The sequence below is a fragment of the Streptomyces griseocarneus genome, from assembly GCF_014655595.1.
GTDB classification, from domain to species: domain Bacteria; phylum Actinomycetota; class Actinomycetes; order Streptomycetales; family Streptomycetaceae; genus Streptomyces; species Streptomyces griseocarneus.
The window spans coordinates 382,368-398,885 of record NZ_BNBL01000001.1; the positions used below are offsets into that span (position 1 = coordinate 382,368).

General features: G+C 74.3%; 15 protein-coding genes. 9 read left to right on the forward strand and 6 right to left on the reverse strand.

Annotated features, from left to right (window positions below; all coding sequences use genetic code 11):
* The first annotated feature begins 14 nt into the window (after window positions 1-14).
* The 6 genes from IE295_RS01580 to IE295_RS01605 are packed head-to-tail and all read left to right on the forward strand — an operon-like array spanning window position 15 to window position 5,889.
* Entirely contained in the window at window positions 15-329 is a 315-nt protein-coding gene (locus IE295_RS01580; protein ID WP_190061575.1) for a (2Fe-2S)-binding protein, read from the forward strand.
* The gene (locus IE295_RS01585; protein WP_190061576.1) at window positions 310-1,740 is read left to right on the forward strand and encodes an NAD(P)/FAD-dependent oxidoreductase; all 1,431 of its coding nucleotides are present in this window, start codon (window positions 310-312) and stop codon (window positions 1,738-1,740) included. The genes IE295_RS01580 and IE295_RS01585 overlap by 20 nt, the downstream gene beginning before the upstream one ends.
* Before the next feature lie 58 nt (window positions 1,741-1,798).
* On the forward strand, window positions 1,799-2,707 hold the full coding sequence (locus tag IE295_RS01590) for a dihydrodipicolinate synthase family protein (RefSeq protein ID WP_190061577.1): 909 nt from the start codon (window positions 1,799-1,801) through the stop codon (window positions 2,705-2,707).
* A 29-nt stretch (window positions 2,708-2,736) separates the two neighbouring features.
* Window positions 2,737-3,741, forward strand: coding sequence for a proline racemase family protein (locus IE295_RS01595; RefSeq protein ID WP_190061578.1), 1,005 nt, complete (start codon window positions 2,737-2,739; stop codon window positions 3,739-3,741).
* On the forward strand, window positions 3,738-5,108 hold the full coding sequence (locus IE295_RS01600; RefSeq protein WP_190061579.1) for an aldehyde dehydrogenase family protein: 1,371 nt from the start codon (window positions 3,738-3,740) through the stop codon (window positions 5,106-5,108). Before IE295_RS01595 ends, IE295_RS01600 begins: the two co-directional genes overlap by 4 nt.
* A gap of 58 nt (window positions 5,109-5,166) precedes the next feature.
* Window positions 5,167-5,889 (forward strand): GntR family transcriptional regulator, encoded by a 723-nt coding sequence (locus tag IE295_RS01605; protein WP_190061580.1) that lies wholly within the window; start codon window positions 5,167-5,169, stop codon window positions 5,887-5,889.
* A gap of 48 nt (window positions 5,890-5,937) precedes the next feature.
* Here IE295_RS01605 and IE295_RS01610 read toward each other — a convergent pair whose 3' ends face one another.
* From IE295_RS01610 to IE295_RS01620, 3 genes are all read right to left on the reverse strand, one after another.
* Window positions 5,938-7,236, reverse strand: a complete 1,299-nt coding sequence (locus IE295_RS01610) for a phosphatase PAP2 family protein (RefSeq protein WP_190061581.1) — start codon at window positions 7,234-7,236, stop codon at window positions 5,938-5,940.
* A 183-nt stretch (window positions 7,237-7,419) separates the two neighbouring features.
* Entirely contained in the window at window positions 7,420-8,571 is a 1,152-nt protein-coding gene (locus IE295_RS01615) for a magnesium and cobalt transport protein CorA (protein WP_190061582.1), read from the reverse strand.
* 142 nt (window positions 8,572-8,713) lie between these two features.
* Complete coding sequence (locus tag IE295_RS01620) at window positions 8,714-9,328, reverse strand: TetR/AcrR family transcriptional regulator (protein WP_190061583.1); 615 nt, start codon at window positions 9,326-9,328, stop codon at window positions 8,714-8,716.
* Between the two features lie 67 nt (window positions 9,329-9,395).
* Between IE295_RS01620 and IE295_RS01625 the strand changes: the two genes are divergently transcribed.
* Complete coding sequence (locus tag IE295_RS01625; protein WP_190061584.1) at window positions 9,396-9,875, forward strand: DUF1453 domain-containing protein; 480 nt, start codon at window positions 9,396-9,398, stop codon at window positions 9,873-9,875.
* A 59-nt stretch (window positions 9,876-9,934) separates the two neighbouring features.
* Here the strand turns inward: IE295_RS01625 and lysA are convergent, their stop codons facing one another.
* Together lysA and IE295_RS01635 are read right to left on the reverse strand one after the other, a co-directional pair.
* The gene (lysA, locus tag IE295_RS01630; RefSeq protein WP_372478790.1) at window positions 9,935-11,299 is read right to left on the reverse strand and encodes a diaminopimelate decarboxylase; all 1,365 of its coding nucleotides are present in this window, start codon (window positions 11,297-11,299) and stop codon (window positions 9,935-9,937) included.
* A gap of 38 nt (window positions 11,300-11,337) precedes the next feature.
* Window positions 11,338-11,730 carry an SAV_915 family protein gene (locus IE295_RS01635; RefSeq protein WP_372478791.1) on the reverse strand — a complete coding sequence of 131 codons (393 nt, stop codon included), beginning with the start codon at window positions 11,728-11,730 and terminating at the stop codon, window positions 11,338-11,340.
* A gap of 354 nt (window positions 11,731-12,084) precedes the next feature.
* Here IE295_RS01635 and IE295_RS01640 point away from each other — a divergent pair, with 354 nt between their 5' ends.
* Both IE295_RS01640 and IE295_RS01645 read left to right on the forward strand, forming a co-directional pair.
* Window positions 12,085-13,779, forward strand: coding sequence for an AMP-binding protein (locus tag IE295_RS01640; RefSeq protein WP_224322954.1), 1,695 nt, complete (start codon window positions 12,085-12,087; stop codon window positions 13,777-13,779).
* Window positions 13,776-15,422, forward strand: coding sequence for an AMP-binding protein (locus tag IE295_RS01645; RefSeq protein WP_190061586.1), 1,647 nt, complete (start codon window positions 13,776-13,778; stop codon window positions 15,420-15,422). Before IE295_RS01640 ends, IE295_RS01645 begins: the two co-directional genes overlap by 4 nt.
* A 225-nt stretch (window positions 15,423-15,647) precedes the next feature.
* Here the strand turns inward: IE295_RS01645 and IE295_RS01650 are convergent, their stop codons facing one another.
* The gene (locus tag IE295_RS01650; protein ID WP_190061587.1) at window positions 15,648-16,358 is read right to left on the reverse strand and encodes a hypothetical protein; all 711 of its coding nucleotides are present in this window, start codon (window positions 16,356-16,358) and stop codon (window positions 15,648-15,650) included.
* Window positions 16,359-16,518 lie beyond the last annotated feature (160 nt).

The following is a 16,518-nucleotide window of genomic DNA, read 5'->3' on the forward strand; positions in this document are numbered from 1 at the left end:
AGAGGAGGCCCGCAGTGGCCCGTACCCCCGCCGAGCTCGCCGGGGCGGAGCCGGACCCGCCGTTCGAGATCACCTTCGACGGCCGTACGGTCACCGCCCTGCCCGGCCAGACCCTGGCCGCCGCCCTGTGGGGCGCGGGCATCCTCGCCTGGCGCACCACCCGCGCCGGCGGCCGCCCGCGCGGCGCCTTCTGCGGCATCGGGCAGTGCTACGACTGCCTCGCCACCGTCAACGGCACGCCCAACCGGCGGGCCTGCCTCGTGCCCGCCCGCCCCGGCGACGCCGTCACCACCCAGGAAGGACACGGCCATGCCCCGCTCGGCGTCTGAGCCCTACGACCTCGCCGTGCTGGGCGCGGGCCCCGCCGGGCTCGCGGGCGCCGTCGCCGCGTCCGAGGCCGGCCTGTCCGTCGCCCTGCTGGACTCCTCCGGGCAGACCGGCGGCCAGTACTTCCGCCACCCCGCCCCCGCCCTGCGCGCCCGCCGGCCGCACGCCCTGCACCACGACTGGCCCGCCTTCGCCCGCCTGCGCCGCCGCCTGGAGGCGGGCACCACCGACCACTTCGGCGCCCACCACGTGTGGACCGTGACGCGCGAGGGCGACGACGCCTGGACCGTGCACGCCCTCACCGGCGCCGACGGCGACGGCGAACGCCCGGTCCGGATACCGGCCCGGGCCGTCCTGCTCGCCACGGGCTCCTCCGAACGGCACCTGCCCTTCCCCGGCTGGACCCTGCCCGGCGTCGTGGCCGCCGGCGGCGCCCAGGCGATGCTCAAGTCCGGCCTCGTCCTGCCGGGCAGGCGGATCGTCGTCGCGGGCAGCGGACCGCTCCTGCTCGCCGTCGCCTCCTCGCTGGCCGCCGCCGGCGCCGACGTCCCCGCCGTCGTCGAGGCCTCCGGCTACCTCGGCTACGCCCGCCACCCGCGCGCCCTCGCCACCAACCCGCACAAGCTCCTCGAAGCCGCCGTCCACGGCTCGGCGCTGCTGCGCCACCGGGTCCGGACGCTCACCCGCCACGCCGTCACCGAGGCCCACGGCACCGACCGCGTGGAGGCCGTCACCGTCACCCGCCTCGACCGCGACTGGCGTCCGGTCCCGGGCACGGGCCGCCGCATCGCCTGCGACGCGCTGGCCGTGGGACACGGGCTGATCCCGCAGACCGAACTCGCCACCACCCTGGGCTGCGCGACGCGGCGCACCCCCGACGGGACGGCCGCCCTCGCCCTGGACGACCTCCAGCGCACCTCCGTGCCCGGCCTGTGGGCCGCGGGCGAGACCGGCGGCGTCGGCGGCTGGCGACTCGCCCGCGTCGAGGGCGAACTCGCCGGCCTCGCGGTGGCCGCCCACCTGCGCGGCCGGCCCGCCCCCGGCGGGCGCGCCCGGGAACTGCGCCGGCGCCGGGACCGCCTGCGGGCCTTCGCCGACGCCATGGCCGCCGCCCACGCGCCCGGCCCCGGCTGGACCGGCTGGCTCACCGACGACACCGACGTCTGCCGCTGCGAGGAGGTGACCGCCGGCCGCGTCCGCGAGGCGGCCGGCGACCTCGGTGCCCGCGACGCGCGCACCGTCAAGCTCCTCACCCGCGCCGGCATGGGCTGGTGCCAGGGCCGGATGTGCGCGGCGGCCGTGGCCTGCCTCGCGGCGGCCGGTACGGCGGAGGGGACCGTACCGCCGTCCGCCGAGCGCAGACCGCTCGCCGTGCCCGTACCGCTCGGCGTCCTCGCCTCCGAACCCGAATGACACCCCCACGCACCCCACGCACACCGTCCACTCCACCCACCGAAGAAGGGCCACCGGCATGACCACCACCACCTGGCACGGCGACCGACCCTGGCGGGGCATCATGGTCGCCACCGCGCTCCCCCTGCGCGAGGACCTCTCCGTCGACTACGACGCCTACGCCGAACACGTCCGCCACCTCCTGGACAACGGCTGCGACGGCGTCGTCCCCAACGGCTCCCTCGGCGAGTACCAGACCCTCACCGCCGACGAGCGCGCCCGCGTGGTGCGCACCGCCGTCGAGGCGGCCGGCGACGGCGCCCGCGTGATGCCCGGCGTCGCCGCCTACGGCAGCTCCGAGGCACGCCGCTGGGCCGACCAGGCCGCCGAGGCCGGCTGCGGCTCCGTCCTGCTGCTGCCGCCCAACGCCTACCGCGCCGACGAGCGGGCCGTGCGCGAGCACTACGCCGAGGTCGCCGCGGCCGGGGTGCCGGTCGTGGCGTACAACAACCCCATCGACACCAAGACCGACCTGACCCCCGCCCTCCTGGCCCGGCTGCACGCCGACGGCGCGATCGTCGCGGTCAAGGAGTTCAGCGGCGACGTCCGGCGCGCCTACGAGATCGCCGAACTGGCCCCGGACCTCGACCTGCTCGTCGGCGCCGACGACGTCCTGCTCGAACTCGCCCTCGCCGGGGCCGTCGGCTGGATAGCCGGCTACCCCAACGCCTTCCCCACCACCTGCGCCGAGCTCTACCACGCGGCCGTCGCCGGCGACCTCGAGACGGCCCTGCCCCTCTACCGCTCGCTGCACCCGCTGCTGCGCTGGGACTCCAAGACCGAGTTCGTGCAGGCCATCAAGCTCTCCATGGACATCGCCGGCCGGCACGGCGGCCCCACCCGGCCCCCGCGCCTCCCGCTCGGCGGGGAGACCGAGGCCGCGGTGCGCGCCGCCACCGAGAAGGCCGTCGCCGACGGCCACCGCTGACCCGCCGCCGACCGCGGAAAGGACCTTCCGTGCGTACCCGCCATGTCTTCCATGCCGTCGACTCGCACACCGAGGGCATGCCCACGCGCGTCATCACCGGTGGCGTCGGCGTGATCCCCGGCGCCACCATGGCCGAGCGCCGGCTGCACTTCATCGAGCACATGGACCACATCCGTACGCTCCTGATGTACGAGCCGCGCGGCCACGCCTCCATGAGCGGCGCGATCCTCCAGCCCCCCACCCGCCCCGACGCCGACTACGGGGTCCTCTACATCGAGGTCTCCGGAGTGCTGCCGATGTGCGGGCACGGCACCATCGGGGTCGCCACCGTCCTCGTCGAGACGGGCATGGTGCCGGTCACCGAGCCCGTCACGACCGTGCGCCTGGACACCCCGGCCGGCCTCGTCACCGTCGACGTGCGGGTCGAGGACGGGGCGGCCGAGGCCGTCACCTTCACCAACGTGCCCGCCTTCTGCGTCGGCCTGGACCGCAAGATCGACGTGCCCGGGTACGGGACCGTGACGTACGACCTCGCCTTCGGCGGCAACTTCTACGCCTTCGTGGAACTCGACGCGCTGGGGCTGCCGTTCGAGCGGTCCCGCAAGGACGACCTGCTGGCCGCCGGGCTCGCCCTCATGGAGGCGGTCAACGCCTCGCCGGACAGGCCCGTCCACCCCGAACGCCCCGAGATAGCCGGCCTCAAGCACGTCTACCTCGCCGCCCCCGGCTCGGACGCGTACCGCTCCCGGCACGCCATGGCCATCCACCCGGGCTGGTTCGACCGGTCGCCGTGCGGCACGGGAACCTCCGCCCGCATGGCCCAGCTGCACGCCCGCGGGGCGCTGCCGCTCGACCGGGACTTCGTCAACGAGTCCTTCATCGGCACCGAGTTCACCGGCCGCCTGGTGGGGGAGACGCGGGTCGGCGGGCTCCCGGCGGTCGTCCCGGCCATCACGGGACGCGCCTGGATCACCGGCACCGCGCAGTACTTCCTCGACCCGGACGACCCCTTCCCCGGAGGTTTCCTGCTGTGACCGCCGCCCCGACACCGATCGTCTCGCGCAACCCCGCCGATCCGGCCGACGTCGTCGCCGAGGTCGCCGCCGCCGGAGCCCCGGCCGCGGCCGCGGCCGTCGAGCGGGCCCGCGCCGCCCAGGCGGGCTGGCTCGCCGGCGGCGCGGCCGCCCGGTCCGCCGCCCTCTCGGCGGTCGCCGGGGCGCTGGAGGCCGCGGCGGAGGAACTCGCCGCCCTCGCCGTGCGCGAGGTGGGCAAGCCCCTGGCCGAGGCCCGGGCCGAGGCGGCCCGCACCGTCGCCATCTGGCGCTACTACGCCCAGGCCCCCTACGAGGCGGCCGGCGCCGTCCACGAACCCGCCGCCGGCCCCGGGCTGCTGCTCACCCGCCGCCGCCCGCACGGCGTCGCGGGCCTGATCACGCCGTGGAACTTCCCCTTCGCCATCCCGAGCTGGAAGGCCGCACCGGCGCTCGCGGCCGGCAACGCGGTCGTCCTCAAGCCCGCCCCCGAGGCCACCGCGTGCGCCCTGCGGCTGGCCCAGGTCGTGCGGGAGGCCGTGCCCGAGGGGGTGTTCACGGTCGTTCCCGGCGGCGCCGCCGAGGGCGGTGCGGTCGTGGAGTCGGCCGACGTCCTGTCCTTCACCGGCTCCACCGGCGTCGGCACCGCGGTCGTCCGCGTCGCCACCGCCCGGGGCATTCCGGTGCAGGCCGAGATGGGCGGGCTCAACGCGGCGATCGTCCTGCCCGACGCCGATGTCGAACGGGCCGCCGCCCACATCGCCGCCGCGATCGCCGGGTACGCGGGCCAGAAGTGCACCGCCACCAGCAGGGTGATCGCGGTCGGTGCCGCCCTCGACCCGCTGCGCGAGGCGCTGGCCGGCGCCCTGCGCGAGGTGCCGGTGGGCGATCCGGCCGACCCCGCGACGGTGTGCGGGCCGCTCATTTCCGGCCCGGCGCGCGACCGGCTGGCGCCGGCCCGGGAGGGCCTGTCCGTGGTCGCCGCCGGCACCGCCCCCGACGGCCCCGGCTGGTACGCGCCCCCGGTGCTCGTGGAGAAGGTGCCGGCGGACCACGCCCTGCTGCGCGAGGAGGTGTTCGGCCCGCTGGCGGCCCTGCTGCCGGCCGACGACCTGGCGCACGCCGTACGCCTGGCGAACGCGGTCCCGTACGGGCTGGTCACCTCGGTGCACACCGCCGGCCTCGGCACGGCGCTGCACGGCCTGGACCACCTCGACACCGGCATGATCCGCGTCAACGCCCCGTCCACGGGCGTCGACTTCCACCTGCCCTTCGGCGGCGCCAAGGCCTCCGCCCACGGGCCGCGCGAACAGGGCCGCGCCGCTCTGGAGTTCTACACTTCCAGCCGTACCTACACGCTGATGCCCTGAATCGCAATGTGACATTGTACGCTGGTGGTCCAGTCCAGCGGGGCACGAAAGGGACACCATGGGGCACCTCAAGCAGCGCAACCTCGTCACTGCCAGCGAGCGGCTGCGCGACCAGGTGGCCCACGCCCTGCGGGCCGCGCTCATCTCCGGCGAACTCCGCCCCGGCGAGGTCTACTCCGCGCCGGGGCTCGCCGAGGACTTCGGCATCTCCGCGACCCCCGTGCGCGAGGCGATGCTCGACCTGGCCCGCGAGGGCCTGGTCGAGCCCGTCCGCAACAAGGGCTTCCGGGTGACCGAGGTCAACGAGCGCGACCTCGACCAGTACACCGAGATCCGCACCCTGATCGAGGTCCCCATGACGGGCCGGATCACCCGCACCGCCACCCGCGAGGACCTCGAGGCCCTCCGCCCGGTCGCCGAGGAGATCGTGCGCGCCGCCCGCGACCACGACCTCATCGGCTACCTGGAGGCGGACCGGCAGTTCCACCTCACCCTGCTGGCCCTCTCCGGCAACGAGCGCCTCGTGGAGACCGTCAGCGACCTGCGCAAGCGCTCCCGCCTCTACGGCCTCACCACCCTGGACGAGCGCGGCGAACTCATCCCCTCGGCCGAGGAACACCTCGAGCTCCTGGACCTGATGCTGGCCGGCGACGCCAAGGGCGCCGAGAAGTGCATGGCCCGCCACCTGGGCCACGTGCGCTCCCTGTGGGCGAAGAACGAGCAGGCCGGGAAGGCGGGCCGGGTCGCCGGCCCGCGCGCCAGGGCCGGTCGCGGCGCCTGACGGGCGAGGCCGGGGGCGGAACCGCCGCCGCGCGTGGTGCGCGGCGGCTCAGACCAGTTCGGGCTGCGGCTCCGGTCGCAGCGCCGGCACGGCTTTCGGTTCCCACCGTGTGGTGGTCCGTACGTAGCCGTGGATCACCGAGGCCATCGCCAGGATGAGCAGCGGTCCGGACACCCACGGATGCCTGGCCATCTCCACCGGGAGACAGCGATAGGACACCAGGAGCGCGGCGAATACCGTCGCGCCGTGGGCGACCAGCTGGATTCCCGGCCGGTCCCAGCCGCGTTCGTGCGAGCGCAGGCCTGCCTCGACCGTGAGGGCGAACACCACGCCGGCGACGAGGTCCACGCCGTAGTGGTAGCCGAATCCCAGCGTGGCGCTGAGCGTGGCGATCAGCCAGAACGCGCCCGCGAAACGCAGAATGCGCGGGCCCTTGCGGGAATGGATGAAGATCGCGGTGGCCCACGCCGTGTGCAGGCTGGGCATGCAGTTGCGCGGGGTGATCCCGTCGTACGGCACCGGGTGCGGGGTGCCGATCGGTGACGGCGTGTGCGGCCACAGGTCGGCCACCGCCCACTGCAGGCCGCCGGTGCCGGAGGTGCCCGGGCCGTAGGCGAAGATCGGTCCGACCACCGGGAAGATCATGTAGACGGCCGGTCCGAGGAGGCCGATCACCAGGAAGGTGCGCACCAGATGGTGGCGCGGGAAGCGGCGCTCGGCCACCACGTTGCGCAGCTGGTACAGCGCGACGACGATCGCGGCCACCGCGAGCTGCGCGTAGACCAGGTCGAGGAGATGGGTGGTGACCGGGCCGGAGGCCTTGAGGAGCCGGCCTGCCAGCCACGACGGGTTGCCCAGTGCGTGATCGGCGGTCGCCAGGTACGGGTCGAGCACCTCCGGGCGGGTCTTCGCCGTGATGAGCAGCCAGGTGTCGCCGGTCTTGCGGCCGGCCACCAGCAGCAGGCCCAGGCCGACGGCCTTCAGCAGCAGGACGCGTTCTCGGCCGGTGCGGCGCGTGACGGCGAAGACGGCACAGCCCAGCATCACCCACAGCGCGCCGTTGCCGAAGAAGTGGCCGTCGGGCGTCTTCGCACCGGCCGCCCACCGCACCAGCACGAAGACGACGTCGATGCCGATCGCGGCACCGGCCGCGATGAACCGTTGCCGCCAGGTGAGCGCCACCATCATCAACGCCAGACCGCCGTACAGCGGTCCCGGTTTGGGGGCGAATATCACCTCTCGCACCTGGTTGGTCACCGGCCCCGGTTGGCCGGTGTAGTGACGTGCGGCGATCTCCAGCGCGATGAGGAATCCGAGGGCCACCACACCCACCGTGGCCCACAGCATCGTCCGTGGCCGACGCCACGCGGCGAAATCAATTCTGCGGTTTATTCGCGAAAACACCCGCGATGCTATAGGTATCAATTGTTTGGCCGATTTGTTAGACGTCAGTTAAAAGAGGTCACTCTTCTTGCCGGTGTTCGTAAGCGTCGGTGAGCGCCGAGTCGATCAAAAGTGCCGGTCCGCTGTCTACAGCCAGTCGCGGCGCTTGAAGATGAAGTAGAGGCTGACGCACACCAGGGCCATCAGGCCGATGGCGAAGGGGTAGCCGAACTTCCAGGTGAGCTCCGGCATGTGGTCGAAGTTCATGCCGTAGATGGTGCCGACCAGCGTCGGGGCGAAGAGGATGGCGGCCCAGGAGGAGATCTTCTTGATCTCCTCGTTCTGCTCGAAGCCCGCCTCGGCCAGGGCCCGCATCTCGGCGTTCTGCTGCTGGGTCACCAGGGTGGCGTTGACCTGGAGGATGTCGGTCAGGGCCGAGCGGAAGCCGTCCACGCGCTCGCTGGTGTGGGTGACGTGGTCGGCGACGTCGCGGAGGTAGCGCTGGAGTTCGTCGTCGGTGCCGTATTTCGCGAAGCCCGCCATCAGACCGTGCAGCATGCCGACGAGGGGGCGGGTGGCGCGCTGGAACTCCACCATCTCGCGGGCGAGTTCGTAGATGCGGCGGGAGACGGCCGGGTCGCCGCCGAAGACCTCGGTCTCGATCTCGTCGATGTCGTTCTGCACGCCCGCCACGACCGGGGCGTAGCCGTCGACGACGGCGTCGAGGATCGCGTAGAGCACGGCCTCCGGGCCGAGCGCCAGCAGCTCGGGGGTGGCCTCCATGCGGCGGCGGACGGCCGAGAGGTCGGGGGCCGCGCCGTGCCGGACCGTGATCACGAAGTCGGGGCCGACGAAGACGTGGAGCTCGCCGAAGTCGACCTCCTCGGGGGCGTCGAGGTAGCGGGCGGCCCGCAGGACGACGAAGAGGGTGTCGCCGTAGCGCTCCAGCTTGGGGCGCTGGTGGGCCTCGAGGGCGTCCTCGACGGCGAGCTGGTGGAGGTCGAATTCCTCGGCGAGCGAGACGAGTTCGTTCTCGGTGGGGCGGTACAGCCCGATCCAGGCCATGCTGTCGGGCTGCTCGCGCAGCTGGCGGTAGGTGTCGGCCAGTGAGCCGGGCGTGGCCACGCGGTGGCCGTCGCGGTAGACGGCGGCCTGGACGACGCTGCCCTGGTCGGGCGCCTGGCCGGCGGCGGGACCGGGCTCGGGGGTCTCGTCGGTGGCGGGACGGCCGTTCGCGGGGCGCAGCCAGGAGTGCTTCCTGGGCGAGGACGACCGGTGGCGCGGAGGGCGCTCGGGCATGGTTCTGTGTCCCTCTCGCTCGTCGCTGGCTCGCGGAAACAGGATATACGGCCCCAAATGAAACCCCCGGGCCGGGGCGGGAGGCGTTGCCTGCGCCCTCCGTCACCGTAAGGGAGGTGTGAGGAGGTCGGGCCGGGTGGTGTCAGACGCCCTTCAGCGACCGCAGGTGCAGGCGCAGGACCCGCCGCATGTCGTCGGCGGTGACGTGACCGGGCTGGAGCACGGCGGTGAGGGTCAGCCCGTCGAGCAGCGCGAGCAGCCGCAGGGTCTCGACGGGCACGTCGAGGTCCTCGGGGAAGCCGCCGGCGCGCCGCCCCTCGCCGAGGACCCGGTCGAGCAGTTCGCGCATGCCCGCGTGCAGCTCGTCCGCGCGGGGCCGCAGTTCGGGGCGTACGCGGGCCGCCGTGGTGAAGGCCAGCCACAGCACCGCCTCGTCGTGGCGTGCGGCGTCCAGGGGCAGGAACTCGGCGAGCAGCTCCTCGACGAGGGCGGCGCGGTCCGGGCCGGAGGGGGAGGCGAGCAGCCGCTCGGCGCGGCCCCGGACGCGGGATTCGACGCGGCGGGCCAGTTCCCGCATGGCGAAGAGCATCAGCTCGGAGTGGCCCGCGAAGTAGTGCCGGACCGAGCCGACGGCCAGCCCGGCCTCCTCGGCGACGTTGCGCAGCGAGGCGTTCTCCAGGCCGTCGCGCCGGGCCACCCGGAACACGGCGTCGGCCACCGCCCTGCGGCGGGCCTCGGGGTCGACGATCTTTGGCATGTTGCCGTTATAGCACGGGCGGGCTAAATTCTTTTTGGCACAACCGAGCTAATTCAAGGAGTGCGGAGTGAACCCCTGGCTGCTGGCCGGCCTCGTCGCCGTGGTCGCCGTCGTTGTCGTCGTCAAGAGGCTGGCCGGTGAACCGCTCAACGCCCGCGACCTGTTCGCGGCGCCGCTGGTGCTCACCGGGATCGGCGTCTGGGCGCTGGTGAAGGGCGCCCACGGGCTCGGGGGCGCGGACTACGCCTGGGTGGCCGCGGGCTCCGTGCTGGGCGTCGCCCTCGGCGCGGCGCGCGGGCTGACCGTCCACGTCTTCGAGAAGGAGGGCGTGCTGTGGCAGCGCTACACCGGCCGCACGTTCGCCGTGCTCGTGGTGTCGGCGCTGATCTCGATCGGCTTCGCGGCGCTCGCGAGCCGGATGGGCATGCACCCGCAGGCCCGCCCGGTCCAGCTCTCGATCGGCGTCGGCTTCCTGGGCGAGGCGCTCGCGGTCGGTGCACGGGGCCTGGGCAGCGGCGTCCCCTTCGCGCCGGAACGCAAGCGCTAGCCGGCGACGGAACCGGCCGGGCCCCGGGGAGGAGGCCCGGCCCGGTTCCGCCCGTACCGTCAGACCGTGACCTCCCGGCTCCACAGGTCCGCCGAGGTCTCCCGGCGCACCAGCAGCCGCGCCCGGCCGTCCGAGACGGCGGCCACCGGAGGACGCCCGACGAGGTTGTACGCCGAGGCCATCGACAGGTGGTACGCGCCCGACGCGGGCACCGCGAGAACGTCCCCCGGGCGGATGTCGCCCGGCAGCTCCACGTCCTCCGCCAGCACGTCGCCCGCCTCGCAGTGGCGCCCCACCACCGTCACCGGCCGGGCCGGCACCGCCGAGGCGCGCCCCGCCAGGCGCACGGTGTAGCGCACCCCGTACAGCGCCGGGCGGGGGTTGTCGCTCATGCCGCCGTCCACGGCGACGAACGTCCGCCCGCCCGAGGACTTCACCGACAGCACGCGGTACAGCGCCACCCCGGCCGGCCCCGCGATCCAGCGGCCCGGCTCGACGGTCAGCCGCGGCACCGGAAGGTCCGCGTGGGCGCACCGCAGCGCCAGCTCGGCGCCCACGCGACGCGCGTACGCGCCCGGGTCGAGCGCCGCCTCGCCGTCGCGGTAGGCGATGGCGAAGCCGCCGCCCGTGTTCAGCTCGGGGAAGGTCAGCCCGTGCCTGTCGCGCAGGGCGGACAGGAAGGGCACCAGGCGGCGCACGGCGGCCGCGTAGGGCTCGACCGAGGCGATCTGGGAGCCGAGGTGGCAGTGCAGGCCCATGAGTTCGAGACGGGGCTGGCCCAGGACGCGGGCCACCGCGTCCGCCGCCTCGCCGCCCTCCAGGGACAGCCCGAACTTCTGGCCCTCGACCCCGGTCCGCACCGCCCGGTGCGCCCCGGCCTCGACGCCGGGCACCACCCGCACCAGCACCTTCTGCCGGGTGCCGGGCGGCACCAGCGCCGCGAGCCGGGCGACCTCGCCGGTGCCGTCGATGACCACGCGGCCCACGCCCAGCCGCAGCGCGGTGCGCAGGTCGTCGGGGCTCTTGGCGTTGCCGTGCAGGATGACGTGCTCGACGGGGAAGCCCGCGTGGGCGGCGAGTTCGAGCTCCCCGGCCGAGCAGACGTCGAGCCAGAGCCCCTCCTCCCGGACCCAGCGGATCATCGCCCGGGTGAGGAACGCCTTGCCGGCGTAGGCGACGCGGCCGTCCGGCAGGGCGGCGCGCCAGGCCCGGGCCCGCGCCCGGACCTCGTCCTCGTCGACGACGTAGCAGGGGGTGCCGAAGCGGTCGGCGAGTTCGGCGAGGGCGACCCCGCCCACGGCCAGTCCGCCCGCGGGCAGGACGCGGGCGGAGGCGGGCCACACCGGGCCCGGGGAGCTCTCCCCGGGCAGCGGCGGACGGGCGGCGGGGACGAGGGGAGCCGCGGGGACGGCGGGAAGGGACACGGGTGATCTCCTTCGGGGGATCGGCGGGGCGCGAGGAGTCAGCCGGGGAAGGCCGGCAGCACCGGCGGGGCGTCCTCGTCGGAGGGCCGCGCGGCCGGGGCGGTCAGCTGGGGGTCGACCTGGACCAGGCCGACCCCCAGCGGCGCGGCCAGGGCCCGTACGGCGGGCAGGGCGAGGCGGACGGAGGGCACGTCGCGGCCCAGGCAGTCGGTCAGCAGCCGTCGCGAGGTGAAGGCGACGGCCGTGCGGCCGCCGAGCGGGGTGCGGAAGACGCGCAGGGCGAAGCCGCAGGTGCAGGGCCGCACGGGGACGTACAGCGCGTCCGCCCGGCCTGGATGGGAGGGTTCGCCGTCGTCGGCGGGGAGGGTCTCGCGGCCCCAGGCGCCGGTCACGGCGGCGACGGCGGCGGCTTGCGCGGGGGTACGGCTCACATGCATGACGGTCCTCGTGAGGAGTCGGGAGATGCGTCGGTCACGCTATGCCCGCCCGGCGTCCTCCCGAGTGGCTCTTTGACAGCACATTGACCCCGGTCGTCGGACCCTTGACGGCCCGTTGACGGCCACGCCCCCGCCAACGGCCCCCCAACAGGCCGCGAAAGCCCTGGTCAGGACGGTGGTTCCGGCCACCGCACGGTCACCGCCGCCGCCGGCATGAGGAACCTGCCCGGATCGCGTACGACCGGGCGGAGCCGGACCGTCCCTCTTTGGGGCTGGTCCACGGCGGGATCACCGTCGCACGATGCTTACCGAAGCGGGTCGGCGGCGGCCCGGCAGTCTGGAGGAGACGTGAGGGCAACGAACCCGACCGGCACGACCGGTCCGGCGAGCGGATTCCGGGCGGCGCGGGACTTCCTGCTCGCCCACCGCGAGGACTACGAGACGGCCCGCGAGGGCTTCACCTGGCCGCGGCCCGAGGAGTTCAACTGGGCGCTCGACTGGTTCGACGCGATCGCCCGCGACAACGAACGCACCGCCCTGTGGATCGTGGAGGAGGACGGAACCGAGGCCCGGCTGTCCTTCGACGCCCTGCGCCGCCGCTCCGGCCGCGTCGCCAACTGGCTGCGCGGGAAGGGCGTACGGGCCGGGGACCGCCTCGTCGTCATGCTCGGCAACCAGACCGAACTGTGGGAGACCGCGCTCGCGGCGATGAAGCTGCGCGCCGTCGTCATCCCGGCGACCCCGCTGCTGGGCGCCGCCGACCTCACCGACCGCATCGAACGCGGCCGCGCCGCCCATGTGATCGTACGGGCGGAGGACACCGGCAAGTTCGCCGGCGTGCCCGGCGACTACACCCGCATCGCGGTCGGCGGCACCGGCGAGCCGGGCTGGCTGGCCTACGAGGAGTCGGCCGGCGCCGAGGAGAACTTCACCCCCGACGGGCCGACCCGGGCCGACGACCCCCTGCTCCTCTACTTCACCTCCGGCACCACCGCACGGCCCAAGCTCGTCGAGCACACCCACACCTCGTACCCCATCGGTCACTTGACGACCATGTACTGGATCGGGCTGCGCCCGGGGGACGTCCACCTCAACATCTCCTCCCCGGGCTGGGCCAAGCACGCCTGGTCCAACCTCTTCGCCCCCTGGAACGCCGAGGCCACCGTCTTCGTCCACAACTACACGCGCTTCGACCCCGCCCGCCTCATGGCCGAGATGGACCGCTGCGGCGTCACCAGCTTCTGCGCCCCGCCCACCGTCTGGCGGATGCTCATCCAGGCCGACCTCACCGCACTGCGCACCCCGCCGCGCGAGGTGGTGGCCGCCGGCGAGCCCCTCAACCCCGAGGTCATCGAGGCCGTCCGGCGGGCCTGGGGCGTCACCATCCGCGACGGCTTCGGGCAGACCGAGACCTCCGTCCAGGTCGCCAACCCGCCCGGCCAGCCCCTCAAGACCGGCTCCATGGGCCGCCCCAGCCCCGGCTTCTCCGTCGTCCTCCTCGACCCGCACACCGGCGAGCCCGCCGACGAGGGGGAGATCGCCCTCGACCTGGCCGAGCGGCCCGTCGGCCTGATGACGGGCTACGCCGGCGACCCCGAGCGCACCGCCGAGGCCATGGCCGGCGGCTACTACCGCACCGGCGACATCGGCGCCCGCGACGCGGACGGATACATCACCTACATCGGGCGGGCGGACGACGTCTTCAAGTCCAGCGACTACAAGATCTCGCCCTTCGAGCTCGAGAGCGCCCTCCTCGAGCACGAGGCCGTCGCCGAGGCCGCCGTCGTGCCCGCCCCCGACCCGCTGCGGCTGTCCGTGCCCAAGGCCTACGTCGTCCTCGCCGAGGGCTGGGAGCCGGGCCCGGACACCGCCAAGGCCCTCTTCGCCCACTCGCGCGCCGTGCTCGCCCCCTACAAGCGCGTCCGCCGCCTGGAGTTCGCCGAACTGCCCAAGACCGTCTCCGGCAAGATCCGCCGCATCGAGCTGCGCGAGCGCACCGCTCTCGGCAGCGGCGACGAATACCGAGAGGAAGACCACCGGTGAGCGCACTCTCCCCCTCCTGTACGGCGGGCCCCACCGACACCCCGCTGCTCGAGCACACCATCGGCGCGGACCTGGCCCGCGCCGTCGAGCGCTTCGCCGGCCGCGAGGCCCTCGTCGACGTCCAGGGCGGCCGCCGCTGGACGTACGCCGAGTTCGGCGCCGCCGTGGCGGACGTCGCCCTCGGGCTGCTCGCCAAGGGCGTGCGCAAGGGGGACCGGGTGGGCATCTGGGCCGTCAACTGCCCCGAGTGGGTCATGGTGCAGTACGCCACCGCCCGCATCGGCGCGATCATGGTCAACGTCAACCCCGCCTACCGCGTCCACGAACTGGCCTACGTCCTGCGCCAGGCCGGGATCGGCGTCCTGATCTCCTCCACCGAGTTCCGCACCAGCGACTACCGCCGCATGGTCGAGCAGGTGCGCGCCGACTGCCCCGGACTGCGCGACGTCGTCTACATCGACGACCCCACCTGGGACGGCCTCACCGCCCTCGGCGCCCGCACCGACCCCGCGCTGCTCGCCGCACGCGAGGCGACGCTCGGCTGCGACGACCCGGTCAACATCCAGTACACCTCGGGCACCACGGGCTTCGCCAAGGGCGCCACCCTCTCCCACCGCAACATCCTCAACAACGGCTACTTCGTGGGGGAGCTGCTCGGCTACACCGAGGAGGACCGCATCGCCCTGCCGGTGCCCTTCTACCACTGCTTCGGCATGGTGATGGGCAACCTCGCCGCCACCTCCCACGGCGCCTGCGTGGTCATCCCGGCCCCCGTCTTCGACCCCACCGCCACCCTGCACGCCGTCGAACGCGAGCGCTGCACCTCGCTCTACGGCGTCCCCACCATGTTCATCGCCGAGCTCGGCCTGCCCGACTTCGCCACCTACGACCTCTCCTCGCTGCGCACCGGCATCATGGCCGGCTCGCCCTGCCCGTCGGAGGTGATGAAGCGGGTCGTCGCGGAGATGCACATGTCCGAGGTCGCGATCTGCTACGGGATGACCGAGACCTCCCCGGTCTCCACCCAGACCCGCCGCGACGACGACCTCGACCGCCGCACCGGCACCGTCGGCCGGGTGCTGCCGCACATCGAGGTCAAGGTCGCCGACCCCGGCACGGGCGAGCCCGCCGGGCGCGGCGAGGTGGGGGAGCTGTGCACCCGCGGCTATTCGGTGATGCTCGGCTACTGGGACGATCCCGGGCGCACCGCCGAGGCCGTCGACGCCGAGGGCTGGATGCACACCGGTGACCTCGCGGTGATGGACGAGGACGGCTACGTACGGATCGTCGGCCGCATCAAGGACATGATCATCAGGGGTGGGGAGAACGTCTATCCGCGCGAGATCGAGGAGTTCCTCCACACCCACCCCAAGATCTCCGACGTCCAGGTCGTCGGCGTCCCCGACGAGAAGTACGGCGAGGAGATCATGGCCTGCGTCATCCTGCGCGACCCGGCCGACACCCTCACCCGGGACGAGCTCGCCCGCTACTGCCGGGGCCGGCTCGCGCACTACAAGGTGCCGCGCCACCTGCGGCTGATGGAGTCCTTCCCGATGACCGTCAGCGGCAAGGTGCGGAAGGTGGAGCTGCGCCAGGAGGCGGCGGAGCGGCTGAGCCCCACGACGGTCGTGCCGCGGGCGTAGCCGGGGCGGGCGGGCCACGGCACGCGTGCGGGGCGGGCCCCGTGCCGTGGCCCGCCCCGCATCCCCCGTCGCGCCCCCGTACCCCCGTGCTGTTCCCCCGTGGACGGGCCCGCGTTCCCCCGTGGTCCGCGGGCCCTGGGCTCAAGTCTGGGTCCGTCCCGGCCCAACTCGCCATAGGCGCGGGCGGGTTCAGAGCAAGACTTGAGCTTGGCGCGGCACGCGGGCTCAGCCGCGGGCCCGCCCGGCCAGTGCGTCGGCCCATTCGTTCAGGGCCCGGGGCGTGCCGGTGAGGTCCATCACGAACAGCGGAAGCCGCAGGTCGTCGGCCCGGCACCGGGCGTCGGGGGCGTAGCCGGCCAGGGAGAAGCAGGCGGCGTCGGCGGAGTCCAGCAGGCCGTGCAGCCACAGGCATTCGATGTCGCGCAGCGTGGTGGGCAGGGTGGTCGGGTCGACGCGGGCCACCAGGCCGGTGGCCCGCAGGTCCACGCCGGTCGCGGCGGGGGCCGGGCAGGTGCCGGGGCGGCGCACGTCGGTGAAGCCGAGCCAGCGCACATAGCGCTCGGCCGCCATCACGGCGTCGCGCTCGGTGCGGATGGCGACCGGGCGGAAGGCCGCGCGGGAGGCGGCCCGGCGGCGCGGCGCGGGCTCGTCCGCCGGCTCCTGCTCCGGCTCGCGCACCGGCTCGACGGGCAGGCGCACCACCGTCCCGCACGAGCAGCCGAACTCGGGCCGGGGCCACTGGCCCTGGCGGTCGCAGGACGGGCAGCGCACGGCCACCCAGGAGTCCCGCCAGGTGCGGTGGGCCAGTAACTCGGCCTCGGCCTCGGGCAGTACGGGCACGGTGAGCGGGGCGCCGCAGGCGCAGGGGAAGGTGGGCGGGGTGAAGGAGTGCTCCCGGTGACACGTGGGGCAGTGCACCGGCACGCTCTTGGCCATATTCGGCTCCAGCGAGTGGTCCGTAGGGGTGTGGGGTACCCCATCGTCCACGATGCGGGCGCGGCCCGGGAGCGAATCGCCACAGCGCGAAGGGAGAGGTTCCGGGCGGCGGCGCCGGGGCGCGACCGGCAGTGGTGCCGGCGCCGCCGCCCGGAGGTCG

What these genes read in the sequence shown, in the direction of transcription:
- IE295_RS01615 (WP_190061582.1), bottom strand. Translation starts at nt 8,571, where the DNA reads ATGCCCGAGCGCCCTCCGCGCCACCGGTCGTCCTCGCCCAGGAAGCAC.
- IE295_RS01590 (WP_190061577.1), top strand. Translation starts at nt 1,799, where the DNA reads ATGACCACCACCACCTGGCACGGCGACCGACCCTGGCGGGGCATCATG.
- IE295_RS01650 (WP_190061587.1), bottom strand. Translation starts at nt 16,358, where the DNA reads ATGGCCAAGAGCGTGCCGGTGCACTGCCCCACGTGTCACCGGGAGCAC.
- IE295_RS01585 (WP_190061576.1), top strand. Translation starts at nt 310, where the DNA reads ATGCCCCGCTCGGCGTCTGAGCCCTACGACCTCGCCGTGCTGGGCGCG.
- IE295_RS01620 (WP_190061583.1), bottom strand. Translation starts at nt 9,328, where the DNA reads ATGCCAAAGATCGTCGACCCCGAGGCCCGCCGCAGGGCGGTGGCCGAC.
- IE295_RS01610 (WP_190061581.1), bottom strand. Translation starts at nt 7,236, where the DNA reads ATGCTGTGGGCCACGGTGGGTGTGGTGGCCCTCGGATTCCTCATCGCG.
- IE295_RS01605 (WP_190061580.1), top strand. Translation starts at nt 5,167, where the DNA reads ATGGGGCACCTCAAGCAGCGCAACCTCGTCACTGCCAGCGAGCGGCTG.